General features: G+C 64.4%; 18 protein-coding genes and 1 pseudogene. 4 read left to right on the top strand and 15 right to left on the bottom strand.

Annotated elements, in window-relative coordinates:
• Positions 1-4: 4 nt before the first annotated feature.
• The 3 genes and pseudogenes from EUA06_RS23285 to EUA06_RS04730 form a co-directional block, all read right to left on the bottom strand.
• Positions 5-550: pseudogene (locus tag EUA06_RS23285) on the bottom strand (aldehyde dehydrogenase family protein); the annotation flags it as partial.
• A gap of 88 nt (positions 551-638) precedes the next feature.
• Positions 639-1,490 carry a formyltetrahydrofolate deformylase gene (gene purU, locus EUA06_RS04735; RefSeq protein ID WP_129473879.1) on the bottom strand — a complete coding sequence of 284 codons (852 nt, stop codon included), beginning with the start codon at positions 1,488-1,490 and terminating at the stop codon, positions 639-641.
• Positions 1,490-3,937 carry a GcvT family protein gene (locus tag EUA06_RS04730; RefSeq protein WP_129473878.1) on the bottom strand — a complete coding sequence of 816 codons (2,448 nt, stop codon included), beginning with the start codon at positions 3,935-3,937 and terminating at the stop codon, positions 1,490-1,492. The genes purU and EUA06_RS04730 overlap by 1 nt, the downstream gene beginning before the upstream one ends.
• Before the next feature lie 410 nt (positions 3,938-4,347).
• On the opposite strand from EUA06_RS04730, the gene EUA06_RS04725 reads away from it, so the two are divergent.
• Positions 4,348-5,232 (top strand): tetrahydrofolate dehydrogenase/cyclohydrolase catalytic domain-containing protein, encoded by an 885-nt coding sequence (locus EUA06_RS04725; protein ID WP_129473877.1) that lies wholly within the window; start codon positions 4,348-4,350, stop codon positions 5,230-5,232.
• 579 nt (positions 5,233-5,811) lie between these two features.
• On the opposite strand, the gene EUA06_RS04720 is transcribed toward EUA06_RS04725, so the two are convergent.
• On the bottom strand, positions 5,812-7,335 hold the full coding sequence (locus EUA06_RS04720; protein WP_129473876.1) for an aldehyde dehydrogenase family protein: 1,524 nt from the start codon (positions 7,333-7,335) through the stop codon (positions 5,812-5,814).
• 167 nt (positions 7,336-7,502) lie between these two features.
• Here EUA06_RS04720 and EUA06_RS04715 point away from each other — a divergent pair, with 167 nt between their 5' ends.
• Positions 7,503-9,005 carry a PucR family transcriptional regulator gene (locus EUA06_RS04715; RefSeq protein WP_165354255.1) on the top strand — a complete coding sequence of 501 codons (1,503 nt, stop codon included), beginning with the start codon at positions 7,503-7,505 and terminating at the stop codon, positions 9,003-9,005.
• A 157-nt stretch (positions 9,006-9,162) separates the two neighbouring features.
• Here EUA06_RS04715 and EUA06_RS04710 read toward each other — a convergent pair whose 3' ends face one another.
• The 11 genes from EUA06_RS04710 to EUA06_RS04660 all read right to left on the bottom strand — a co-directional run bounded on the left by EUA06_RS04710 (position 9,163) and on the right by EUA06_RS04660 (position 22,137).
• The gene (locus EUA06_RS04710) at positions 9,163-9,492 is read right to left on the bottom strand and encodes a DMT family transporter (protein ID WP_129473874.1); all 330 of its coding nucleotides are present in this window, start codon (positions 9,490-9,492) and stop codon (positions 9,163-9,165) included.
• Between the two features lie 341 nt (positions 9,493-9,833).
• Positions 9,834-10,628, bottom strand: a complete 795-nt coding sequence (locus tag EUA06_RS04705) for an MOSC domain-containing protein (protein ID WP_129473873.1) — start codon at positions 10,626-10,628, stop codon at positions 9,834-9,836.
• A 167-nt stretch (positions 10,629-10,795) separates the two neighbouring features.
• The gene (locus EUA06_RS04700; protein ID WP_277985661.1) at positions 10,796-12,421 is read right to left on the bottom strand and encodes an FAD-dependent oxidoreductase; all 1,626 of its coding nucleotides are present in this window, start codon (positions 12,419-12,421) and stop codon (positions 10,796-10,798) included.
• 122 nt (positions 12,422-12,543) lie between these two features.
• Positions 12,544-13,524: a PDR/VanB family oxidoreductase gene (locus tag EUA06_RS23170; RefSeq protein WP_129473871.1), complete on the bottom strand. Its 981-nt coding sequence runs from the start codon at positions 13,522-13,524 to the stop codon at positions 12,544-12,546.
• 56 nt (positions 13,525-13,580) lie between these two features.
• On the bottom strand, positions 13,581-14,714 hold the full coding sequence (locus EUA06_RS04690; protein ID WP_165354254.1) for an aromatic ring-hydroxylating oxygenase subunit alpha: 1,134 nt from the start codon (positions 14,712-14,714) through the stop codon (positions 13,581-13,583).
• A 397-nt stretch (positions 14,715-15,111) separates the two neighbouring features.
• Positions 15,112-16,080: an Lrp/AsnC family transcriptional regulator gene (locus tag EUA06_RS04685; protein ID WP_129473869.1), complete on the bottom strand. Its 969-nt coding sequence runs from the start codon at positions 16,078-16,080 to the stop codon at positions 15,112-15,114.
• A gap of 104 nt (positions 16,081-16,184) precedes the next feature.
• On the bottom strand, positions 16,185-17,321 hold the full coding sequence (locus tag EUA06_RS04680) for an ABC transporter ATP-binding protein (RefSeq protein ID WP_129473868.1): 1,137 nt from the start codon (positions 17,319-17,321) through the stop codon (positions 16,185-16,187).
• An 11-nt stretch (positions 17,322-17,332) separates the two neighbouring features.
• The gene (locus EUA06_RS04675; protein WP_129473867.1) at positions 17,333-18,214 is read right to left on the bottom strand and encodes an ABC transporter permease; all 882 of its coding nucleotides are present in this window, start codon (positions 18,212-18,214) and stop codon (positions 17,333-17,335) included.
• Positions 18,211-19,161 carry an ABC transporter permease gene (locus EUA06_RS04670; protein ID WP_129473866.1) on the bottom strand — a complete coding sequence of 317 codons (951 nt, stop codon included), beginning with the start codon at positions 19,159-19,161 and terminating at the stop codon, positions 18,211-18,213. Before EUA06_RS04670 ends, EUA06_RS04675 begins: the two co-directional genes overlap by 4 nt.
• The gene (locus EUA06_RS04665) at positions 19,122-20,351 is read right to left on the bottom strand and encodes an ABC transporter substrate-binding protein (protein WP_129473865.1); all 1,230 of its coding nucleotides are present in this window, start codon (positions 20,349-20,351) and stop codon (positions 19,122-19,124) included. Before EUA06_RS04665 ends, EUA06_RS04670 begins: the two co-directional genes overlap by 40 nt.
• Positions 20,352-20,991: 640 nt before the next feature.
• The gene (locus EUA06_RS04660; RefSeq protein WP_207208214.1) at positions 20,992-22,137 is read right to left on the bottom strand and encodes an FAD-dependent monooxygenase; all 1,146 of its coding nucleotides are present in this window, start codon (positions 22,135-22,137) and stop codon (positions 20,992-20,994) included.
• A 199-nt stretch (positions 22,138-22,336) separates the two neighbouring features.
• On the opposite strand from EUA06_RS04660, the gene EUA06_RS04655 reads away from it, so the two are divergent.
• Together EUA06_RS04655 and EUA06_RS04650 are read left to right on the top strand one after the other, a co-directional pair.
• Positions 22,337-24,004: an amidohydrolase gene (locus EUA06_RS04655; protein WP_129473863.1), complete on the top strand. Its 1,668-nt coding sequence runs from the start codon at positions 22,337-22,339 to the stop codon at positions 24,002-24,004.
• On the top strand, positions 24,004-25,098 hold the full coding sequence (locus tag EUA06_RS04650; protein WP_207208213.1) for an Lrp/AsnC family transcriptional regulator: 1,095 nt from the start codon (positions 24,004-24,006) through the stop codon (positions 25,096-25,098). Before EUA06_RS04655 ends, EUA06_RS04650 begins: the two co-directional genes overlap by 1 nt.
• The last annotated feature ends 155 nt before the right edge of the window (positions 25,099-25,253 follow it).

Below are 25,253 nucleotides of genomic sequence, written 5' to 3'. Positions count from 1 at the left end.
ATGCCGCTGCGGGAAAGCACGCGTCGGCGAAGATCTGCTCGAGCAGCGCTGCCGACCCTGGGCACTGCGGGGCGTGCTTCAGCAGGATAGTGTTGCCCGCCGCGAGGTTCGGCCCGGCGAACCGGGCAACCTGATAGGCCGGGGAGTTCCACGGCATGATGCCCAGGAGCACGCCCAGCGGACGCTTCTTCACCACGGCCGAGCCCGCGCCCTCGAGCAGCGCAATCGGCTCGTCCGCCAGAAAGGCCTCCGCGTTCTCGGCGTAGTAGGCGTAGATGGCGACATTGAAGTCGGCCTCGCCGAGCGCGTCCTCGGGAGGCTTGCCCACCTCGCGGACCATCGCCTCAGCCAGCTCCTGCCGGCGCTCAGTGTGCAGCTCGCCCACCCGGCCGACCAGTTCGGCCCGCTCGCCGACCGTGGTCGTACGCGCCAACGCCCGATAGGCCCCGTGAGCCCTCCCGACCGCGTCCAACACTTGCCCGTCTGTGTACGTGGGATACGTCTCGACCTGCTCGCCATTGGCAGGGTTCACGACGGCGTACTGAGTCATGGTTTCCTCCACCTTTGTGTTCAGGATCGTGCTGGGTGAAACCGGTCGCGGTTGTGCGCGCTGCAGAACGTTGGTCTGTACGCGGCGATCATCGGAAGACGACGGTCTTGGTGCCATCCAGGAGTACGCGGTGCTCCGCATGGGCAGTCACCGCACGCGCCAGGGCCAACGCCTCGAGGTCGCGCCCGATTGCGGTCAGGTCGCTCGCTGAGCGAGTGTGATCAACACGAGCGAAGTCCTGTTCGATGATGGGGCCCTCGTCCAGGTCGGCGGTCACGTAATGAGCGGTCGCGCCGATCACCTTCACGCCTCTGGCATGGGCCTGGAAGTACGGCCGGGCGCCCTTGAAGCTCGGCAACAGGCTGTGGTGAATGTTGATGGCCCGTCCTTCGAGCTCGCGGCAGAGGTCATTCGACAAGATCTGCATATAGCGCGCGAGCACGACAGAGTCGGCCTCGTACGTGGCGACCAGCTTCCGCAGCTCATCCTCGGCGGCCTGCTTGCTGTTGGCGGTGACCGGCACGTAGTGGAACGGAATGCCCTGCCATTCGACGAGGTCACGGAATGTCTCATGGTTGGACACGACGCCGACGATCGTGGCCGGCATAGAGCCGCTGCGGACCCGATGCAGGAGGTCGTTGAGGCAGTGGCCCTGCTTGGACACCATCACCAGCATCCGCAACGGGACAGACGGGTCGTGAATACGCGCTTCGGCAGCGAGAGGTGCTGCCACGCTGCTCTGCAGCTCCAGTTGGAGATCTGCGATGTCGAAGACCTCGTGGTTGGCCGCATGGACCCTCATGAAGAACAACCCGGTGTCGACGTCGCCGAACTGCTGACTGTCACGGATGGTAAAGCCTCGGTCGGCCAAGAAGCCGGCCACGAGCGCCACAATGCCGGGGCGGTCTTCGCACGACAGGGTAAGAACGATGTCATTCATCAGGATTTGGGCCTTTCAGACTTCGGGTCGTAGAGCGGACGTAGAGACGCCCGAGCGGGCACGCGGCGACCTGCGACTTCAACGGTGTAGGCGCCCTCTTCGAACCATCCGCGGGCCACTACCTCAGGAGCGGTCACCCAGCCGAGCGCTGTCGCACCCCCCAGCGTGTGGCCATACATGGCCGAGGCCACCCGTCCGACGAGGACGCCATCGCGGAAGATTGGCTCGTCGTGGAACAGAAGAGACTCCGGATCGTCGAGCACGAATTGAACGAGTCGCCGATCAACCCCAACCGCGCGGATCTTTTCCAAGGCTTCGCGCCCGATGAAGCCTCCCGGCTTGTCCCACTTGACCGTGAAGCTCAGACCAGCCTGGATCGGGTCGTCCCCGCTCGAGACGTCGTGACCCCAGCTGCGGTAACCCTTCTCGATGCGCAAAGAGTTCATAGCGTGGTACCCGACCGGTCTCAACCCGTGCGGCTCGCCCGCGGCGCCGAGGGTCTGCCAGATGTGATGTCCCATCTCGCTGGGGATGAGCAGTTCCCATCCGAGCTCGCCGACGTAAGTAACGCGAGTGGCACGAACGAAGCCGAACCCCAGGTCGATCTCGCGCGACGCGCCGAACGGAAACGCGGCATTGGACAGATCGGCGTCGGTGAGAGGCTGCAGCAGCTCGCGCGACTTCGGACCCATCACAGCGAGCATCGCCATGGTTCCGCTGACGTCGGCCACCGTGCAGAACTCCTCGTCGAGGATGTGGCGGCGCAGGTGTGCGAGGTCGCGATTCACCGTTGCGGGACCGGACAGGACCAGGAACTCGGTCTCGGCCACCCGGGTGACCGTGACATCTGCCTCGATGCCGCCCTCATCGTTGAGCCACTGCGTGTAGGTAATGGTGCCGATAGGGGTGTCGACGTTGTTGACCGAGACTCTGCTGAGGACCTGCACGGCGTCACGTCCTTGGACGAGCAGCTTGCCGAACGAGGACGTGTCGATCATCCCGACCGCTTCTCGGATGGCGCGATGCTCGTTGGCCGAGTACTCGAACCAGTTCGGTCGTTCGAAGGAGTACTCGTAGTGGCGGGCGACGCCGTCGGGGGCGTACCAGTTGGCGCGCTCCCATCCGGCGAGCTCACCGAACACTGCGCCGGCCTGCTGAGTCGCTGCGTACAACGGGCTCAAACGAAGGTTCCGCGCCGTCGCCCGCTGTTGGAATGGCCAGTGGACCTCATACGCCATGTCGAGCGATTCAACAACCCGCGCCTCGAGGAAGCGTCGATTCGTCTCGTGACGCTGCACGCGAGCGAGGTCGGCCTCGGGCAGGTCGACGGAGGAGCGTCCCTCGACGATGAGGTCGGCGAGAACCGAGCCAGAACCTGGACCGGAGAGAAACCCAACCGAGTTGAAGCCCGCGGCTACGAAGTAGTTTCGAAGCGCGGGCGCTTCACCCAAGTGGTACATGCCGTCAGGCGTGAAGGATTCGGGCCCGCTGAAGTGCAGCCGAATGCCTGCATCTGCGAGGACGGGCATCCGTTCGACCATCTTCTCGTAGAACGGACCCAAGTGGTCCCAGTCCTCCGGAAGTTGAATGAATCCTGTGTTAGGCGGGATTCTCACGGATGCCCAGGGGTAGCTGCCCGGCTCAAAGAATCCGACCATGAGGGCACCGGCCTCGTCCTTGACGTAGGCGTGCTCATCGCCGCTCTTGATCGTTGGCAAGTTGCGGGGCAGATCGGGGATCGCTTCGGTGACCACGTAGAAGTGCGCGAGGGCCTGGAGCGGGACTTCGACTCCGGCGGCGGCGCCGAACTCACGCCCCCACATGCCCGTTGCGTTGACGACGTACTCGGCTTCGATCGTTCCCGACGTCGTCTCGACACCGGTGACACGGCCGTGGGCGGTCGTGACGTCGGTGACAGTGACTCCCTCCACGATCCGCACGCCGCGGGCAGTCGCGCCCCTAGCCAGAGACATGGTTGTGTCGGTCGCGCTGCCGCGACCGTCTCGGGGAAAGTAGAGACTGCCCAGCACCCCTTCGGGATTGAGCAGAGGGTGTCGATCGATCGTCTGGTCGACATTGAGCAACTCCGTGTCGATGCCGTTGCCGCGCATCACGCTGGCTTGATGACGGAGCTCCTCGAGCCGCTCGGGAGACGTCGCGATGTTCATCGTCCCGGTCTGGACGAACCCGGTGGAGAACCCGGTATCGGACTCCAGGTCGCGGAAGATGTCCAGGCTGCGCTGTACCACCTCGCGCGTGCCCCAGGTGCCCCGCGCCTGCGTGATCAAACCGGCGGCGTGCCACGTCGTGCCGGAGGTCAGCGTGTTGCGCTCGAGGAGCACGACGTCGGTCCACCCGCGACGAGCCAAGCTGTAGGCCGTACTGGTCCCGATGATGCCGCCGCCCACGATCACGACCTGCGCCCGAGCCGGAAGCTGTTCTCCCATGGTCCACCCCTTCTTAGGCCTCCAGCGTGAGGCACCCGGCGTGGGCGCTCCATGCGTCGAAGGGCCGAGATGACGCAGATCACTTGTGCGATCGACCAAGTGCATCCCGTACCGTTCGCGGCCCAGGCCGTTCCTCCCAAGATCGGATGTCGGGGATTCGAGACACGAGATCCGGGTGTCGCACATCGCGCACTGAAGCAGTTGGCGCGACCTGTAGAACGAGCAGCGTCTTGAGCCTTCTGTGCGTCTCGTCTCCTTCGAGAGCAACCGTCGGAGCGACTAGACGATCGCTGAATCGGACGGGGTCGACTCGTGCGATCCGCCACTAACACCGGAGCCAGCGATGCGCGAGCCTCAGATGTCACATCAACAACCGCTGCCGCGCGCGCGGTTGACAGGAAGGGGACCTGATGGAGCACCGAGCGACCGTCATCGATGGCACCCGAGCCGCAGCCGCAGTGAAGGAGGGCCTGCGCGGCCGGGTCGAAGCTCTGACTGCCGCAGGTCGCCGTCCGGGACTGGGAACCATCCTCGTAGGTGAAGACGCAGGGTCGCAGTCGTATGTCGCAGGCAAGCACCGGGACTGTGCCGAGATCGGAATCGACTCCCTTCGAGTCCAGCTCCCCGCTTCAGCGTCACAGCGGGACGTGCTGACGGCGGTGCACAGTCTCAACGACAACCCCCGGTGTTCGGGATTCATCGTCCAACTCCCACTCCCCCCTCACATTGACACCCACGCAGTTCTTGGCGCGGTCGACCCGGACAAAGACGCCGACGGCCTTCACCCGACAAACCTCGGTCGTCTCGTGCTCGGGCAACCCGGCACCCTGCCGTGCACCCCCAGTGGAATTCTCGAACTACTGCGCGGTGCGGACGTAGCTATCACCGGTTCGCAGTTCTGCGTGATCGGGTGTGGCACCACCGTCGGCCGACCACTCGGACTCATGCTCACCCGTCCCAGCGAGCACGCGACAGTCACGATGTGCAACGAGGCGACGATCGACATCGCTGCGCACACGCGTGTGGCTGACGTCGTGATCGCCGCCGCTGGTGTAGCGCATCTGGTCCAGCCCTACTGGGTCAAGCCGGGCGCAACCGTGCTTTCGGTCGGCATCACCCGCACCGTCGAAGGAATTCTCGGAGATGTCCACCCTGACGTCGAGCAGGTTGCCGGTAAGTGGTCCCGTGCCACTGGCGGTGTGGGCCCGATGACGCGCGCGATGCTGCTCAAGAACGTGGTGGAATTGACAGAGCGGTCCGCCGGACAGATGACCAGCGTGCCGACCGCGTCATGACCGACCTGTAGGTAGATCCGCGACGGACCTGAGCGCGTACGAAGACCTGGCCGGTTTGAGCACTGGCCAGGTTCTTCGACATCGTTGAGACAGCGTGCGGGTCAGCGTGGCCACCATGCGGAGCGAGGTCGGCTCAGCCGCGTTGGCGGCCGGTGCTCACATCAGCAACGACGTCAAGGGACGAAACGATTCCGCCATCGTCGGGGTTGTCGGGGAGCTGCCAGCAATCTCTCGGCACTTCGCGCGCTCGGTCATCCCTGCACATCGAGTACCTCCCGAAAGCGCTTCTCGGCAACGGACGTTGAGACCGCTGTTGATCCGCGGGATGGCGACGACCTCACCCGATCACCTCTGCGCATGGGGCGGTGCAGGGCGTCGAGTACCTCCGGGTGCACGACGTGATCGCGAGCCAGCGAGCCCTTGCCGTGGTACGCGCTTGGCAGGCGCACACGCCCACGGCAGCGCGTCTGGCCTCCAGCTGAGGACTGCTAGCTGTGATGCCCAGGCCCGTCGGTCGAAGTCGTGCCACGACACGATCCCACTTGTAGATGGACCGAGTCGGCGTCGACGACAACGCCGTCAAGCCTCGGGAGTGAAGCTCTCCTCGTCGGAGTACGGGAACCACCAGAAGTCCTGCTCGGACGCGGCCGGATCGACCATGACCATCTTGGTGTGTCGGAATGTGTCGAGGCCCTCCGCGCCTAGCTGGCGGCCGAGCCCAGACATCTTGCGCCCACCGAAGGGTCCCGCGTCGTTGTCCAACAACGGCGCGTTGACCCACACCATGCCGGTGACGATCTCGTTGGTCGCGCGGTGCATCTCGACCGGGTCGCTGGTGTAGATCGTGGCGCCGAGACCAAATTGCGAGGAGTTCGTCAGCTCCAGTGCCTGGTCGAAGCTGTCGACCTTGCACAGCGGTGCCAGGGGACCGAAGATCTCTTCGGTCATGACGTCCATGTCGGGCGTGACCTCGGTGAGCACCGTCGGCTCATGGAAGAACCCCTGTTGCAGCTCGACCGGAAGGCCTTCGGGGCGGCCACCTCCCTGCACCACCTTTGCCCCCTGCTCGAGCGCCCGCGCGAGAACCTTCTCGAAACGCGCCAGCTCGCCGGCATGTTCCATCGGGCCTAGGTCAACCTTGCCGAGTCCGTTGCCGATCCGAAGCTTGCCGGTCTCCTCCACGACCATCGCCGCGAACTCGTCGTAGACCGCTTCGTGCACGAAGATCCGCTCTGCGGAGGTGCACACCTGACCACAGTTCAGGAAGGCCGCGAACGTGGCAGCGCGAGCCGCAGTTCGCAGCTGTGCAGAAGGCATCACGATGAAGGCATCGTTCCCAGACGCCTCCACTAGGCAAGGCTTGAACTGCTCTGCACACGCCTTGGCGATCGCCTGCCCGGTGGGAACGCTGCCGGTGAAACCGATCATGTGCGTTTCCGGGTGGGAGACCAGCTGCCTGCCGACCTCGCCGCCGCCCGTCACGCACTGGACGAGGCCGGCGGGGAGCGCCTCGAACGCCTCCATGAACTTGAGCGTCGTGAGCGAGGCGTATTCCGACGGCTTCACGATCACTGCATTGCCGGCGGCGAGTGCAGCAGCGGCCTCCCACATCAGCAAGAGCACCGGGAAGTTCGCCGGGAGAATGACCACTACAACCCCCATCGGCTCCTTGAGGGTGTAGTGCATTTGGCCGGCTACCGATGTGCCGATGACGGAACCGACGGAGTGCCGGCCGATCTCTGCGTAGTAATCGGTTGCGCTGACCGACCACATCATCTCGTCGGAGCTCTCCTTGAACGGCTTGCCGGTCTCTCGAGTCATGATCTCGGCGACCTCCGGGCTGATCCGCCGCATCGCCGAGGCGACCTCGTGGAGCAATTCGGAGCGGTGCAGCCCACTCTCGGCCCACCAGGCCTTCTGCGCCACGTTGGCGGCTCGGACGACATCACTGATCTCGGCAGCCGTGACATGCGGGAACGCACCGATCTCCTGGGCAGTTGCCGGGTCGACGACGGGCGTCGTGGTCCCGCTGACGCTGGCGACGAACTCGCCCTGCGTGAAGAAGACTCCGCTGAGTCGGTCGAGTTCTTCCTGTGCATCCATCGGTCTGCGCTCCGGAACTAGAAGGGTCGTCCGATCAAGCATGTGACCTGCACCATCCGGAACCAATTCGTTGGAGATACGAACAGTCGGCGCGCGTTCGTACGACGAGACAAGTCGCTTCCCGTCCATATGAGGGCCGCCGCCTGCGTATAAGCGATACTGGGAACGTGAGCCTCACCGTCGGTCAGCTCGTCGACATACCGTCTCTGCGCACTCGCGTGCTCGCGGGGGACTCTGGTTCCGGCCGTCCGGTCCTCTGGGCGCATACATGCGAGCTCCCCGACCCCTGGAACTGGCTCGGCACGGGTGAACTACTCCTTACCGACGGCTACAACTTCCCGGTAGACGGCCCGAGCCAGATCGAATACATCACCCATCTGGCTCACGCCAACCTGTCTGGCGTCGCGCTGGCGGAGGGTCTACACGCCGCCCCGCTGACCCCTGAGGCCGCGAAGGCAGCTGACGATCTAGCCTTCCCGGTCCTGGAGACGGCCTACGCCGTCCCGTTCGTCACCGTGGCCCGCACCGTCGCCGAGAGCAACAGCGAAGTGGCCAGCGGCAGGCTCGTACGCATATTGCGTGTCTACGATGTGTTGCGACGGTCGAGCCAGGCGAGCACCCACCAGAACGACTTGCTCGACGCCCTTGGGCGTGAGTGCGGTGCGGACCTGCACGTCCTCGACGTGCGACAGGGACGGTCTCTGCTGGCGGCGTCGACGCCTCTCGAGGAGGAGATCCGAACCTCGCTCGTCCGGGCCCTCGAGTCGCACACCGGACCGCTGCCCGCGTTCGTACGCGTGCCCCATGCCTCAGGGTCTCTGCTGGGCCTACCCGTCGACACGTACGGTCGAGCACTTCTGCTGGCGATTCCGGCCGCCGAAACGGACGTTGACCTAGTCGTCCTCCAACACGTGGCGACCATCGCTGGCCTCGAGGTGGACCGGCGCGCGGCTGCCGCGCTGCGCCGGCGCGAGAATGGCGCGCGCTTCTTCCAGCGGCTCCTGGATTCAGCGGTCGACGTCAACACGGCGGCCGAGCGCCTCTCTGCGCTCGGCCTCGGCGATCGACCCTGGCGAATCCTCTGCTTGGGGACCGAGTGTGAGATCGAACCAGACGACCTTCAGCTGCGGCTCGGCGCGCGCCAGATACCGCATCTCATCGCCCGCTCGGGTGACAACCTCATTGTTCTCGTCGCCGCCTCTTCGATCGGCGCCGACGTCTTCGGGCTCGCCGACACAAGCGAAGCCCGGGTCGGCTTGAGTCAACCAGTGCAGAGCATCGGCCGCGTCGGTGATGCGGCTCGCGAAGCACGCTGGGCGCTGGAGACTGCCCGCTCAACCGACCAGACGGTGGTGCTCTACGGCGAGGAGTCACCCCTGTTCATGCCTCGAACCGTCGCTGAGGGCGAGGCCGTCGTGCACGCGGTGCTGGGCCCCCTCGTCGACTACGACCAGGAGACCGATTCGCAACTGCTGCGGTCTCTGGAGGTGTACTTCGAGAGCGGCCGTTCATGGCAAGCCGGGGCAGCTCGCCTAGGGATCCACAAGCAGACGTTGGTCTACCGAATGCGTCGTGTCGAGGATCTGACCGGCACCCGGCTGGCCGACATGGACGACCAAACCCGGCTGTACCTGGCTCTAAAGACCCTTCGGCTGCTTCGTACGGGTTGACGCCAGCTGATCGGCTCCACGCAGGCGGAAGCTCCCCTCGACCATGCTCTCGAAACGCCGGGTCGACGCAAGGAACAGGGACAGCAGTTCACCGTCAACAAGGTGCTCGACAGCGTTGTCAGGGGTTCTTGTCCTCGACGCTGCGTCGCCTGCAAGCTCATCCAGTTGGACCTGTGAGGTTGATAAGAAGCACTCCCGCCAGGACCAGCACGATGCCGAAGATCGCGGTATGGGTCAGATGCTCATCGAAGAGCACCGTGCCGGCCACTGCCGCGGCCAGAGCCCCGAGTCCTGCCCACATCGCATAGCCGGTTCCCAAGTTCAGACCGAGCTTCAGAGCGAAGCCGAGTGCTATGTAGGAGGTCGCGTAGCCGACGAAGACCAGGATACTGGGAACGAGCCTCGAGAAGCCGTCGGCGCTTTTGAGCATGACGGTGGCAGCGACCTCGGCGACGATCGCGACGAGGAGCAGGAGCAGAGGGTACATGTCATCGATTCGGGTAGGTGCGAACCTGCCGTCGCCATCGACATCGGCATGGCGATGGCCGTTCTGGTCCGAGTGATTTGGTCTGCGCGAGGTATAACACTGGTAGCGCGATGCGCCAGTGACTACTGGGCCAGCGTTCGAACACCGGCACTCATGTTGCCCCCCTCCGCACAGTCAGCCCGGTCCTGCGCGCCCCTACGTTGCAAGCGCCCCCTTTGGGTGCCCGCTGACCGAGTCTGCCGAGCGCGCCCCGACGCAACAGCGGCTTCCGCCGTGCCCTCACGCCCATCGAGCGGGTGTGCCGCGTAGAGATCGGTGTCTGGGCATCGCAGCCTCTCCGCTCAACGGGCCAGCTGAACACAATCGCCTACGGACACGGTGCCGGGCGTAACGACCTCGGCGTACACGCCTAACAGAACGCTGGGGCCCGCTTCACTCGGAGTGGCGCCGCGGACCTCGCGGATCCGGCGCTGTACGCGAAAATCTCGGTTGCCGTCATCAGGTCGATTCTCCACCGCGAGACAGCGCGGGATTCCACCACGAAGTCGCAGTTCGCAGGCGCCCACTGCAAGGACGCGCGCAGACCAGCCATCTTCGGCGAACGGGCGGCCTCCGAGGTCGAGCGTCATGTTCAGCCGGAAACGCCTTGGATCGACTGGCCGCCCATCCGGTTCAGATCCGAGCGCGTGCAAGGAAGCAGTGGATAGCAGTGTCACCGGATACACATCGAAGCCACCGCCGGTGGTCGCGCAGCGTGCGAGGCGGAGCCGCCGACCGGCGAGCCTGGACACGAATTCATCCCACGGCCCTGGCGTCCAGTAGCCGTCGACGACACGTTCGTCGAACTCGAACTGCCGAACCGAACCTTCGTCGCGCACTTCCGCAACGCACTCAACCTTCTCGGCGCGGCCGATGCACAACACGCGCGTGCCCGGATCGTATGCGGTCCACAACCCAAGAAAGATTGGGTCCTTGGGCACGGAATAGAGGCGCTCATCAACGTCGACCAGGAAAAACTCGCGGTTGCCTTCGATGCCTGTCGGTGTGACCTGCACCGTAGGGACACTTCGTAGAGCAAAGCCCTTGGTTGCCGCGATCTGCAGGGCCGCGACCGAGCCCACCGTCTCGAAGGTCAACGGTCACGCCGCCTAGAGTCGCCGAAGTACCGCATGTTGTTCCTTTCCCGGACTTTGAACATTGTGTCGTTTGCTTGGTCGGGACGCCGGTCATTCTCATCACACGCAGTAACGCCGACTGTTGGTGTGCTTCGCTGCAGCCGCTGCGGGGACGCGTGCCACCATCGCTAGGCTCCGCGAGCCGCTTTCAACAGGTCTGCGGAATTGAGCAGCTTGACGCGGGTGCGTCCGGTAGCTGCGCCGGCTCCGAGCTCAGCCTCTTCGATCCGGCGCCAGCCCGCGCGATCAACCAGGTACGGTTGACGTGACCTGATGAGATCGGCGAAGTCGGTCGAGCTTCCGACTGGTTGTGGCACTCGACCGTCTGCCAGGTCCTCCAGCAACGAGGCGACGGTCTCAGCCGAGTCGGTTCGGTTCGTCCCGATCACTCCACTGGGACCTCGTTTGACCCATCCTGCGCAGTACAGTCCGGGCAGCGGGCGTCCTGTGTCAGGGTCGACGATCCTTCCGGCGTCGTTGGGGATGATGCCGGCCGAGCTGTCGAACGGGATTCCGGGCATCGAGCGGGCTCTGAAGCCAACGGCGCGGATCACGAGGGATGTCTCCACTGCCTCCGAGGTTCCGTCGGCTTCTGTCAGGACGACCCCGCGGACTGCGTCCTCGCCAATCAGCGCGGTCGGCTTCAAGCGGTACCGCATGATGATGCGGCGTGGAGAGACAGGTGTGCGGCGCGCCGCCGCGTCAATGACTCCTCTACGCCGGGCGAAGTTGAAAGATGACTCCTCCAGGCCCGCGGTCACCAACTCCTCGTCGGTCACAGAAACTTCCGCGGGGTAGGCGAGGAGGTCGACCCCTGGCAGTCGTTCGAGAGCGAGCAGCTCGGCCGTGCTGTAGGCGCCGAACACTTGCCCTCGCCGGCCGACCACCATGACCTCTTCAATCGCGCTTCCGCGAAGCGCCTCCAACGCGACGTCGGACATCGTGGTCTTCTCGTACGCCGATGCTGGTCGTGCTAGGACCCGGGCGACGTCGAGCGCGACGTTACCGTTTCCGATGACGACGGCTCGTTTGCCCGACAGATCGAAGTGCCTGTCCGAGTAGTCGGGATGGCCGTTGTACCAGGCTACGAACTCACGCGCGGATACGGATCCCTCCAGGTCCTCGCCCGGGATTCCAAGTTTGCGATCATCCGCGGCGCCCACAGCACAGATGACCGCGTGATGATGAATCAACAGTTCTGCGACGGAGACGTCGCGTCCCACTTCCACATTGAACAGACACTCGACATTCGGGCGCTGAAGCACACGGGAGAACCTCTCGCCGATGAGCTTCGTCCCCTCGTGATCGGGTGCCACGCCAGCGCGTAACAGCCCAAGAGGCGTCGGTGTCCGCTCGAGAACCGTGACGCTCACGCCTACCATCTCGCTCAACTCGGCGACGGCGTACATTGCGGATGGTCCGGCTCCTATCACGGCCACGCGGAACTCGGTTGTTGCATCTGGGAGGCGATGGCGCTTGACCGGAAGCGGACGCACATCTTCCAGCGGGTGCAGGGCGAAGTAGTCCGCGTTGATATCGCGGAAGTCCGCCAGCGGGGGTGGAAGATCCTCCTCTGGGAAGATTGCGTCTACCGGGCACTCGTAGGCGCACGCGCCGCAATCGATGCACGTTGCCGGGTCGATGTACAACTGCTCAGTGGTAGCGAAGTCACTGTCGCCCGGGCGCGGTCTGATGCACTGCACAGGGCATACGGCAACGCAGGAAGCATCGTTACAACATGCCTGTGTGATCACGAACGTCACGAGAAACTACGACCGCCCTTCTTACTCCTTGCGTTGCGGTCCGGACTGCAACCAGCGTCGGTGCTTGGCGCAGTCCGGCGGATCATGTTCGTTCGAGGCGGCGGCGAGGTCTGTCAGAGATCCAGCACGAGACGTTCACCCTGCGAACGGGAGACACAGATCATCATGTAGCAGTTGCTCGCTCGATCTGCATCGCTGAGGACCACGTCTCGGTGTTCTGGGATGCCGGACAGAACCCGGGTCTCACAGGTTCCGCACGTGCCTTCCTCGCAGGAGGACATGGCGTCGATGCCAGCCGCACGCACGGAGTCGAGAATGGACTGGTCCGACCCGACCACGACTTCCTTCTTGGCCCGGGCCAGTTCGACGACGAACGTTCCGTTGTCCTGGTCCAAGTCTGCTGCCGTGAAGCGTTCGACGCGCAGCGACCCGGCGGGCCAGGCAGCGGCTGCGTCGTACAAGGCATTGAGCATCCCCGCGGGCCCGCACGCGTAGATCAGGGTGTCGTTACGCGGCTCGCCGATGTAGCCAGCGAGATCTGGTCGACCGTGTTCGTCTTCTGCGCAAACTGTTACTTGCTCGTACACCGACAATTGCTGGAGGAACGCCATCGATGCGCGGCCGCGACCCCCGTAGAGCATCCGCCACCGAGCGCCGCTCGACTCGGCTGCCTCCACCATCGAGACGAGAGGCGTGATGCCGATCCCCCCTGCAACGAATACGTAGTTGGATGCTGGGTCGAAGTCGAAGTTGTTGCGCACGTGGGTGATCGGAAGCTCCGTCCCCGGGGTCGCGTGGTCGTGCAGCCATGCGGAGCCGCCGCGCGAGGGCTGCTCCCGCTGCACGGCGATCGACCATGCGCTGTCGTCTCGGGCTCCACAGAGTGAATACTGTCGTTGTAGTCCGTTGGCAAGGTCCAAACTCAGGTGCGTACCGGGCGACCACTCGGGCAGTGCGCGTCCATCCGGTCGGACCAGGTCGAGCCGGACAACTCCATCTGCGATCTCCTCACGGCGCTGGACGGCCAGCAGCGCGGGCACATCACCGGTGGAGCCGGTAAAGGGTGTGGTCTGCAGGTGTTGTAGGTCTAGCATCTCTCCGGCTCTCTCGAAAGTGCCGACGATGACGTCGACACGAGGGCGCAGGCGGCTCAGGCGTTCTCGAAGGAGTTCAGCATCAGCGACTGCATGTGCTGCAGAAGGCGCTCCCCGCCCTTGACCAGGTTTCGGTTCGCCGGTCCCGAGTAGGCGGGGTTCAGGCCGCGCTGCATGTTCTCCATGACGGCCTGATCCTCCTGGGTGATGGTCGAGTAACCCTCGTAATAGGCTTCGATTTCAGCGTCAGTCACAGACTCGTGGAAGTAGTGGACACCGGATGCGAGGGTCTTGGTCGCGCTGAGCGGTTCGAAGGTCCAGAAGTCGTAGACGATCCCGCCGGCCCGCACCGGGAGGGTGTGTGGGAACAGGAACCACTGCTGGTAGTTGCCCACCCGCTGCTCGACCTGTGCGGGGCCCCACTGGTAGGAGTAGTTCTCGAACTCGTGGTACTCGTAGACGGGCATCTTGACGTTGTACGTGCGCGCGAAGTTGGGGTGGGTCAACGTGCAGTGCGTGCACTCGATGGAGTTGTCGACGACGAGCTTCCAGTTCGCCTCGATCGTGTAAGGCTCACGCGGAACCCGCCGGAATCCCTCGCCCATGTGCCATCCTTCCTTGGCCGCCTGGGTGGGCAGCTCGTGGAAGAGTTCCATGAATGCCGGAGCGTTCACGTCGAGGTTCGCGAAGACCAACGGTCCCCAGTAGTCGACCTTGATGGGCGTCAGCGAGAACATGCACTTGTCAAAGCCGACCTCGTCCTGCGCGTATGGTGCGCTGCGCAGGGAGCCGTCGAGATCGTAGTTCCAGCCGTGATATCGGCACAGCAGGCTCTTCGCATTTCCTTGCGGCTCGCTCTTCACTAGGTGCCCGCGGTGCCGACAGGTGTTGAAGTACCCGCGGATCCCGTCCTCGGTGCGCGTCAGCAGAACAGACGCACCGGCAATGGTCGCGGTGACGAAGTCCCCGACGTTGGCAAGCTGGTCGAGGTGTCCCACGTGGTACCACGACTTTCGGAAGATCAGTTCCTGCTCGAGCTGCAGAACCTCCTCGGCGTTGTACCAGTGCGTCGGCAGCCCGCTGTTGGTGGCGATCGCGTCCTTGAGCTCGGCGGCGAGCTGGTCACGGGTAAGGGTCACGGTTCTCTCCTGGTCATCGGTCTTGGTGAGCGCGTCTATGTCGGTCAGCACGGGCGGTGATCTGAGTGCCGCGGCCAATCGGATTTGGGCGAGGCCCACTTGCGGCTCTTGTCCCATTCCTGCACGACGAGCTGCACGTCAGGCTGAGCCAGCGGCAGTGGTCACCGACAGGTCGACGAGCCGCGCAGTTGTGCTTCGTTCGGTTGACCACGTCTGCTCTTCCAAATTCGTCGAGTTGCAGTGCTTGATCATTACAATCGGTCACCTCGTCTCTGTCAAGGGCGACTTTCAGTCATCAGTCAGGCCACGAGCGGCCCTCGACCGTCAGCGGGTGGAGGCCCTCCGCCGACCAGCAGCGGTGCTCCTACTCCACGTCCTGGCAACATGAGGGCTGCGGGAGTAGAACTACCGAGGCGACCGGGCGCTGATAGGTGGAATGAGCTGACGCTCAGCGCGCAGCAGTCGGGGGATTGAAGTAGAGATTGCTGACGATCGCGGTCTCGAAGCTTCCCAGGGATCCCATGGTCAGGACCTGCTCCTCAATCATGCGGAGTACATCCGCCTCGTCTCGGCACACAGCCTCGACGAGCACAGCCCACCTGCCGGCCGCGCTCGCCACGAACGTCACCGACGCGATCTGCGCAAACGCTGCAGCCAGTTCGCTGAGGGGCGTCCCGGCAGTTGGCGTTGCGAAGATCCAGACATTCGTGCGGAAGCCGAGCGTGTTCGGATCGACAACGCCCATGATCCGCAGATGACCTGCATTGACGAGCCTGCCGACCCGCTTGCGGACCTGGGACTCGGACATGCCGAGGTCCGTCCCGATCGACTTGAACGGTTGCCGACCGTCTCGGTTCAGGGCGATCACGATGCGGGTGTCGACGCCGTCCAGCGGCTCTGCTCGCTCTCCGACGGCCGGGACGCCCTCGACAGGCCGCGTGAAGTCGGGCTGCAAGTAGTGGAGGTGGAAGTACGGCGACACCTCCAGAGATTCCACCTCGGGCGCCATGTGCAGCTTCGTCTCCACGACCTCCGCCATGACGCCCGGACTCGGGGCGAGGACTTCGACGAGGACCTGGAAGCGCCCCATGCAGGTCGCGACGTAGTCGATCTCCGGCACTTGGAGCAGGGACTCAGCGAAGCGCGAGACGGAGACGCCGGACTTCACCCGGATCGACACCAGACACATCGACCGCAACCCGAGCACGCTCGGGTGGGTCACTGCTCGAATTCTCACGACTCCGCTCGATACGAGCTCGCCGACTTTCCGCCTGACCGTGGCGACCGGCTCGTCCAGGGTGCGCGCGATGTCCACCGAGCTCGCCCGGCCATCCCCCTGCAGAACCCGGATGATGTCGATGTCCAGCGCATCCAGAGAAGCTCCGGCCAGGCCCCAGGTGGGCCTGGGGTCGACCATTCGGTGCGGAGGAATTGCTAGGTCCACTGCTCGCCCATCAATCCCGTCTTGGTTGCCAGCTCGAGCTCCTCGAGCACGGCCGTCGCTGAGGTCCACCCGCCGTGTTAGTTGACGGGAACGTGGTCAGCGTAGTCCGTGGATACCTTCGTGAAGGCGTCGACCGGACTCTCTGCAACCTGGTCCTCCCCCACCACCCGGAGGTCCTCCGGCGAGAGGTGGACCGAGACCTTCTCGCCCATCCTTCGGAGGTGATGAACGCCGTCATTGGGGACGGCAGCCTGGAGGGTGACGTTTGCGTCGAGCTCGATGAGGTAGTGCGTCGCAGCGCCGAGGTAGGAGACATCGACGATCGCGCCACTGAGGGACCCGACGCTACCGGCCCCGCTCACGCGCACACGCTCAGGTCGGATCGAGAGGTCGACTGAGCTGCCGAGTGGGGGGGATCCGCGCATCGCGAACTCCGCATTCGCGAAGCGAGCGACCCAGCCCTCGGCGGCGCGGTCAACCCCGGCCCGGATCATGTTCGAGATGCCCATGAACTGCGTGACGAAAGGCGTCTCCGGCCGTTCGTACACGGCCGATGGCACGTCGACCTGCTCGAGACGCCCGTTCTGGAGCACGGCGATTCGATCACTCATCGTCATCGCCTCTTCCTGGTCGTGAGTGATGTAGACGAACGTCGTTCCGACTTGCCGATGCAGCTCCTTCAGCTCCACCTGCAGCTGCCGCCTCATCTTGGCATCGAGTGCGCTCAGCGGCTCGTCGAGCAGAAGCACATCCGGACGCAGGACCAGTGCACGGGCGAGCGCCGCGCGCTGTTGTTGCCCTCCGGAGAGCTCGGACGGCCGCCGGTGACCGAGGGTCGACAGCTCGACCAGCTCGAGAACCTCATCGACACGTCGATTCAGCTCCTGCTTGCCCACCCGTGCGCGGCGGAGGCCGAAGGCGACATTCTGGCGGACCGTGAGGAAGGGGAACAGCGCGTAGTTCTGGAACACCGTGTTGACCGCACGCTTGTTGGGCGGCAGATCGGTGACGTCCTTGCCGTCGATGAACACCCGACCCGACGTCGGTGCCACGAACCCTCCGATCATCTTCAGCGTGGTCGACTTGCCACAGCCGGAGGGGCCGAGAATGGAGAAGAACTCACCTGCTTCGACCCAGAGGTCAAGGTGGTCGACCGCCACCTGATCGTCATAGCTCTTGGTAAGGCTCTCGAGGACAAGCTCGCCGTTGACCATGGACAGATCTCCTAAGCGCTCAGCGCAACAGTGCTGGTGATATGGGACTCAACGGACTCCCGGCGGGTGGCCCACCGGTACATGAGCGACGCAAGCGCGACGACGACCAGGGTGCTGAGGACGAGGACCGTTGCAAGTGCATTCAAAGCTGGTGTGGCATTCCCGCCGCGCGCATTCTCATACAGATACATCGGGATGGATACCGTGGAGGAGTCCGCGGACAGATACTGGGTGATGACAAAGTTGTCGATCGAGAAGGCGAAACTGATCATCGCCCCCACGAGGACCGCTGGCAGCAGCAGCCTGAAGAGCACCAGAACGAGTGCGGCGATGGGGCCCGCCCCGAGGTCACGTGCGGCTGCCTCGAGGCCGTCGCCGAGCACGGCGATGCGCCCGCGGATGATGACCACCACGAAGCCGACGGTATAGGTGACCTGGCCGACGACCTGAGCGGTGGTGCCGAGCTCGATGGCGGAGAACGGCCACACCATGATGAAAGTCAGGCTCAGGTAGAGGCCGACTGCGAGAATCAGCTCCGGGGTGACAATCGGGATCATCAAGATGAAGTTGACCGGTCGCCGGCCGATACCTCTGATACGTGTGACGGCAAGCGCCAACAGAGTCCCCAGCACCGTGCTGAGCACGGTCGTCATAGCAGCCAGCTCGAGGCTGTGCGTGAGAGCCGAGGTGTACTCCTCGTTGTCGAACAACGACAGCGGAGTTCCGCTCCACCACTGCGTCGAGAAGCCGTGCCACTCACTTCTCGACCGTGATGCGTTGAACGAGAAGGCCATCGCACTGACGACCGGGAGCAGGTTCCAGAGGATGTAGGCCCAGACGAGCAGTGCCAGTGGGCGCGGGAACCTGACCCCCTTTGGCTTCGAGTTCGTCATGCTGCCACCGCCTTGGTCGCCTTCGACGAGGAGTAGAGGTAGTACGACAGCAGGAGGATCAACGCCAGCTGGAGGAGGAGAGCGAGACTTGCGCCGACATTTTGTTGCGGCCCGCCTTGGGCAAGGACTTGGATCTGATTTCCGATCATTGCTGTTGCGGGTGAGCCAGACATGAGGTTGGTGGTGTAGAAGTCGCCACACATCGGCAGGATCGCTACCGTGGACGCCGCGATGAGAGGAGCCTTGCTCAGGGGAAGGATCACTCTGATGAACGTCTGGACGCTGCTCAAGCCCAGGTCTTTTCCGGCGTCGATCAGTCGGTCGTCGATCCGATCGAGTGAGGCGAGCAACGGGAGGATGAAGTAGGGCAGATATCCGTAGGCCAGTGAGATGACCACCACGAAGGAGTGCCCTTCCAGCCAGCCGTATGGTTCGTCGAGGATGCCGATGCTCATCAGCAAGCGGTTGGTGTAGCCGTCGGTGGACAGCAACCCGATCCACGCAAGCATCCGCATGAGGTAGCTGGTCCAGAAGGGGATCGTGAGCAGGACGATCAGAAGAACCTTCCACCGCCCTGCTTGCTTGGCGATGTAGTACGCGACCGGATACCCGATGAGGACACAGAGCACCAGCGCCCCGAGGACGTAGGTCACCGTGTTCATCAGGACTTTCGCGAAGATACCGCCGGGCGCCATCTCCCGCACTACCGCCGACAGAGTTTCGAGGTTCCAGTACCGCGGGTCCCACTCGGGCACCGGCAGCATGGAGTCACTCACGTAACCCATGGACACGGCCACGATCGTGTAGGCCGGCACCAGCACCCAGAGGGCAAACCAGGCGACTCCGGGTGCGCCCAGTGCGTGCCAGAAACCTCGTGGGTAGGCGGCGTCTGCGTCGGGCGCCGAGCTCAGGCGTAGGATTTTACGGCCAGCCAAGCGTTTTGCCACGCGGTCTCACCCTCCTTGCTGAGCGGACCGTGAAAGACGCCGTTGGCGATCTGCTCCGGCGAGGGCAGGGCCGTCAGCAATCGCGCGTCCATGATGCCGTCTGCGACCACGTTCTCCATCTCCATTCCTCGCACAGGCGTGATGACTCCGGAGTACTGCACTGTGTTCACTCCCTGCTCACGCTCGAGCAGGTGGTCCATCCACAGGTGCGCCGCTACCGGATTCTTCGCGTTGCGGCTGATCACCCATGAGTCCGACGTGACCATGGCCCCGTCCTCGGGCGCCCAGAACTTCAACACCTCCGGAGAGATGTTCTTCGGGAGATAGAACTCCGCGAAGTACACGTCAGCGCCCCAGGCCTGCTCGATCCAGTTCGTGCCTTGGGCGAGCGTTTGGTACGCATCTGTGGAGAGCCGGAGTCGGGTCCGCTCCGTGAGCTCGCGGAGCGCTTCGACCGCGGCGTCGAGATGAGCCTTCTCCGTCGTGTTGATGTCCGACACGCCGTTTCGCAGCAGGGTCATGGCCAGCGCGTCTCGCATGTAGTCGAAGAATTGCACCTTCCCCGCAATGCCGTCGAGCTGCCAAAAAGCGTCGTAGGGGTTCTCGAAGGAAGCTGGGTCGAAGTCGGGCAAGTGGTCCTCGCGCCAGGCGATGCCCGTGCTCCAGTAGTAGCCCGGAGTGGTGTACGACGCGTCGGCGTCGTACCAAGGACTCTGCAGGTGGTCCCAGACATTCGCCTCATAGTTGGGTAGGTAGGAGGAGTTCACCGGTTGGATGACCTTGTTGGCCACCAAGATGGGGAGTTGCTCCATGGAGCATTCATAGACGTCGAAGTCCATGGATCCGGAAAGGATCTTCGGCAGCGCCTCGTCGGGAGAGCCGTAGAAGGTCGGTCGGACCTCGATGCCGTACTTCTCCTCGAAGGACGCGAACGTCTTCTTCGGGACCGTTCCAGTCCAGCAGTAGACCTTGAGCGGTCCCGCCTCGGGGTTCAAGCCTGATTTGATGGCCTGGTTGTCGTCGTAGAGCGGCAGCTTGACCGGGGAGTCAGGTCGCGCCAGGTCGATTCCGCCCGGACCCTGGGTTGCAGCGTTCCCGGTCGTGGACCCGCCTTCGCGCGTGGCGCACGCCGCGAGGGCGAGCGCTCCGGCGCCGAGTCCCAGGCCCTGGAGCAGCCCTCGCCTGCTCATGGCCACCGGGGTGCCCAGAGGCGCGCGCCTCACCGGACTCCCACCCTCACTCGTGCGGTCACAGCCGGCGTTTCACTTGGCATGTCTACTCCAGGAGAGGTGGGGGCGGGGCGCTTCTTCAGAGTTGCATTCCGTCACCCGAGAACGGTTGAACTATTAGAATCGGTCGTTCACGTGCTTGTCAATGACTTTTTTCCGTCCCGTTGGGTCTAGTTGTCCGCACGAATGGGTCATTTGCGTGTTTGCAGGGGAGCTGCGCGCGCTCACCCGACAGGATCGCTGGTGCCAGGGCTCCCTACGTGTCCCGCCCACCCGCCGGCTCCAGCCCCGGCGTATCAGCAGTGGCCCGTGAATAAGCTCGAAGCGACGACTGGCGAGGGTTCACCGCCCAACACTCAGAGCATGGCCGCTACTTAGCCGTCGAGTTGGCCATCGACGGCCTGCCCCTTCGCCTCGGGCCTATGGACGAGCGCCTGGACGTGATATCTCGAACAAGCTACGTCGACTGCACTCCCCCAGACGCGTGCTGGTGTCGACCTCGGCACGGGCCTCGTGGTCACTCCTCGACCCTAGACCCGACGGGAGGAGCGTTGCCAAGGCTACGCTGAGCACCTGAGGGGTCACGGTCCGGTCGCGCGCATCATCGACTCCGGGGACCCACTAGGTCGGCACCTGCGTGGGCTGCGACGTTCACTCGGTGCTGCCAGCTCTCGGACCGGCCAGCCAACCAGACGAGAGCGGATCGGGCGTCGGCCAAGGGGCGCGGCCAGCGAGTGCCGACCTTGCCGTACAGACGTGAGTACTTCTGGGTTGCGTCGGAGACACCCCGCTGGCGCTGCTCCCAGGCTCGGAGACCGGCGGCGATGTCGTCGTGCTGTGCGAGGACGGAAGCCATCGAGAATCCGTTGACCATGGCCACGCACGCGGCCTGCCCCAGGTTCGGCGCCATGGCAGTGGCCGCGTCGCCCACGATCGCGCCACGACCGTTCACCCAGCTATGCGTGCGCACGTCATGGAAAGCTGCCCACCGCGACTGGTCGGGAATTCGGTCGATGTAGTGCCGTACGTCCCGGAAGGAGTCACCCCAGGCAGCGTGGTCGAAGGGTTGCGCTCGACCGGCGAGGTCCTTGGCCGGGCAGCACGTGTAGATGTAGACCTGGTCCGGCGTCACCGGAACGATGCCGACGCGACGCCCCCCGTTCCAGTACTCAAGTGCCTCGCCAGCGACGTCGGTGGGACGGCGCGGCACCAGGTGACGCATGCAGCCGTCTTCGAGGTCACGGACGACCAGGTCCAGGCCCAGTGAACGGCGGACCGAGGAGTACACGCCGTCGGCGCCGACGACGAGGTCCGCCTCCCTACTCTCGCCTGACTCGAGCAGGAGGTGGCCCTCGGGCGTGGCACCGGATACCTGCGAGTTGGTCTCGATCTGCACGCCCGCTCGGCGAGCCGCCTGGGCCAGCGCCTGGTGGAGCTCGGTGCGCTTGACAGTGATCAGTCGCGTCGCTCCATCCTTCATCCAGTCGTCCTGGATCGGCCGTCCGCGCTCGTCAAAGAGCCGCCAGCTGCCGATGGGGTCACCAAGGGCGACTGCGTCGTCGTAGGCACCGATACGTTCCAGCACCCGCAGCGCGTTCTCCCAGAGGAAGATGCCTGCTCCGATCTCACGTAGCTCGCTCCCGCGCTCGTGCAGACGTACGGACCAGCCGTGCTGGGCGAGTGCAGTTGCGACGGTCAAGCCCGCCAGCCCGCCGCCTGCCACCTCAGCGTGACGAGTTGAGGACACGTGATCTCCTAAAGTTCGGGGGTGGGGCCGGGAAACGTGTCGGCGACCCATTCATCAAGGCCTATTCAAGCACACTTCCCCGCTGTATGGTCTTTTTCTGTCGCCACACCCGCGAGAACCGGTCTGATTCGTCGTGCAGGTGTATCCAATATCGCTAGAGTGTCGCCACCACCTCCCCCAACCCCGGAGCGCCGAATCCATGACCCCCGCACCAGTCGCCGACACTGTCCTCCTCTCGAACAACGTGCTGTGGCTCAGGGACGAGGAACCCGTCGGCCCCGGCTTCGTGGCCGTGAAGGACGGCGTGATCTGCGGGACGGGCCATCGCGACGACGCGTCGTTGTACATCGGTGCGGACACGTTCGTGCGGGACTTGGGCGCCCGGGCACTGGCGCCCGGCTTCGTCGACGTGCATGCCCACATGGAGGTCGCCGCTCGGGTTCACTATCAGACCGTCGACTGTCGGGCTCCCGCTTGCGGGACGATTCCGCAGGTTCTCGACCGCCTGCGCGCGCACCTGAGCGACGCGGTCGACGGCTGGCTGGTGGGGCAGGCAAACCTCTTCTTCGACCAGAAGCTTGCTGAGAAGCGCCTGCCCACCCGCCAAGAGCTGGACAGCGTCAGTACCGACGTCGCGATAGTGCTGCGCGCCGGCGGCCACATCAGCGTGTTGAACTCGCGAGCACTCCTGCTGGCCGGAATCGACGCGTCTTATGAAGCTGCCGACCACAGCATCACGGGCCTGCCGACTGTCGTCCGCGACGATGATGGCCAGCCGACGGGTGTCGTCAAGGAGATGGACAACCTCCTCCCGATGCCCAGCCTCCCCGCCGACGAGCTCCCCGCGGCCATTGGCCGGGGCGTTCGCGAGCAGTTCAGCCGTTTCGGGGTGACGACGATCGGCGAGATCTCCGAGTCGATGGAGGGGCTCACCGCGATGGACCAGCTTCATCTCGCTGGAGACCTCGGTGCGCGGATCCGCGTCTATCTGTGGGTACCGGGCACCACGACTCTGGACGAGGCCTGCACGATGGCCACGGACTCACCGCTGCAGGCGTCTCCGGACCTGATCAGGATCCATGGGGTCAAGATGTTTGCCGATGGGGGATTCTCTGCGCGTAGTGCTGCGGTCAAGCAGCCCTACGTCGATGAGCACGGGTTCTGCGGTGAGGTCGCACTGAGCTCAAAGCACATCGCGGAGGCGTTGACCCGCACCGCCGCCGCGGGGCTGCAGCTGGCCGTGCACGCAAACGGCGACCGTGCACAGGAGTCGGTGTGCGACGCGATCGTGGCAGCGGGCGGTATCCCAGAGGGCGCGCCGCGGACCCGCATCGAGCACGCCGGCAACTTCCTGCCTGAGCCCGAGCCCACCATCCGCGCCTGGAAAGCAGCTGGGATCGTCCCGGTGCCACAGCCGGTGTTCCTGTACACGTTCGGCGACTTCTTTCCCACTTACCTCGGAAGGTACGGCGAGCAGGGCAGGTTCCCGTTCAGGGACCTTCTCGACCAGGGCTGGTCGCTCAGTGGCAGTTCCGACGTGTGGATCGGATCGGAGCAGCAGGCGACCAATCCATTCTTCAGCATCTGGTGCACGCTGGCCCGGCGGTCGTTCTTCGATCAGGTCATCGACGGGGACCAGACGATCACTCTCACCGAAGCACTCCGGATGCACACGATCGGCGGAGCCCGGGTGCTTGGCGAGTGCGAGTTGTACGGATCGTTGGAGGTCGGGAAGCATGCCGATGTGATCGTCCTGGACCGCGACCCCTATTCCGTTGGAGTGGACGATCTCCTAGACATCAAGGTTGACGAGGTCTACCTCGGTGGGCGCGAGGTCTACAAGCGCAGCCCAGTGGACGCCTCCTGATGCGCGCGCAGGTCACAGGCAGCGCCATGTTCGATCGGCGGCGGGGATCGCACTCGTTCACGTACGGTGCCGAGCTGCCTGTTGCCGTGTCGGGAGCCAAGCTGTCCCGACACTTCTCGACGCTGGACCGGCAGCTGATTTCAATCCTCCAACAGGACGGCCGGAGGACCTTCGCAGCGATCGCGCGGGAGGTCGGTGTACCAGAGAAGACGGTGCGGCGTCGTGTGAAGGAGCTGGTTGACAGCGGGGCAATCCAGATCACGACCGTTGCCGATCCCAGGCTTTTCGGCTTCCACATGATCGCCATGATCGCGATTACCATCGACCCCGGTGTACCGGTCACCGAGGTCGTGGGCTCTTTCCTCGACCTCGAAGCGGTGGACTACGCGGTCATCACAACTGGCCGCTACAACGCCCTCATCGAGGTTTTGTGCCGGGACAGCGAAGAGCTGCTTACGTTCGTCGATAGTGAACTTCCAGCTCGTCCGGGCATCAGGTCAGCGGAGGTGCTCCCGTACCTCGACCTCCACTTCCAAGAGCCGTCATGGGAAGCCGCTCAGTCCAAGCCGCGTCGAGCCCCTCGCGGTCCGGGCCTGGCGCTCCAGCCAGTCGATCAGCAGATCATGCGCGTCCTCCATACCGACGGTCGAATGCCGTTTGCCGGCGTGGGTCAGGCGGTCGGACTCTCGGAGTCGCAGGTCCGCAAGCGCGTCAGCCGCCTTGTCGACCGTCAGGCCATGCGCATCACCGCCGTTGTCAATCCGCGACATCTAGGGTTCGACACGGTGGTCTGGGTGGCCATCAAGACGACTCGCGAGCGCCGTGCTTCCGACGTGGCCGAGGAGCTGACTCACCTTCCGTTCATCACCTACGTCGCCATCACAGCTGGGCGCTTCGACATCCTGGCGGAAGCAGTGTGCCGGACCGCCGAAGACGTCATGCGCCTCGTGGAGCACGACTTCGCGCAGGTCGAAGGCCTCGCCGACACCGAGGTCATGTTCTGTCTCGATCTCTACTACGAAGCGATAAACCTGCCCGGTGACAGCATTGCGGCCGCCGGCGCCGCAATCGCTGAAGCCCATCGGCCGCACTGACCCGAATGTGCCGCTGCCTGGGCTGAGCAACAGGACCGCTTCTATGCTGCCTGTGCGACCGGTCGACCGGCTCATTGCGCGCTGTCACACCCTGAGTACGACATCTCCTGGCGCGCCCGAACACCGACCGGGGCCTTGTCACGTGAGCCAGATCG

The sequence above is a fragment of the Nocardioides glacieisoli genome (assembly GCF_004137245.1).
Taxonomy (GTDB): Bacteria; Actinomycetota; Actinomycetes; order Propionibacteriales; family Nocardioidaceae; genus Nocardioides; species Nocardioides glacieisoli.
The sequence above is the reverse complement of the archived record's forward strand: the minus strand, read 5'-3'. Positions and strand labels throughout refer to the sequence as shown.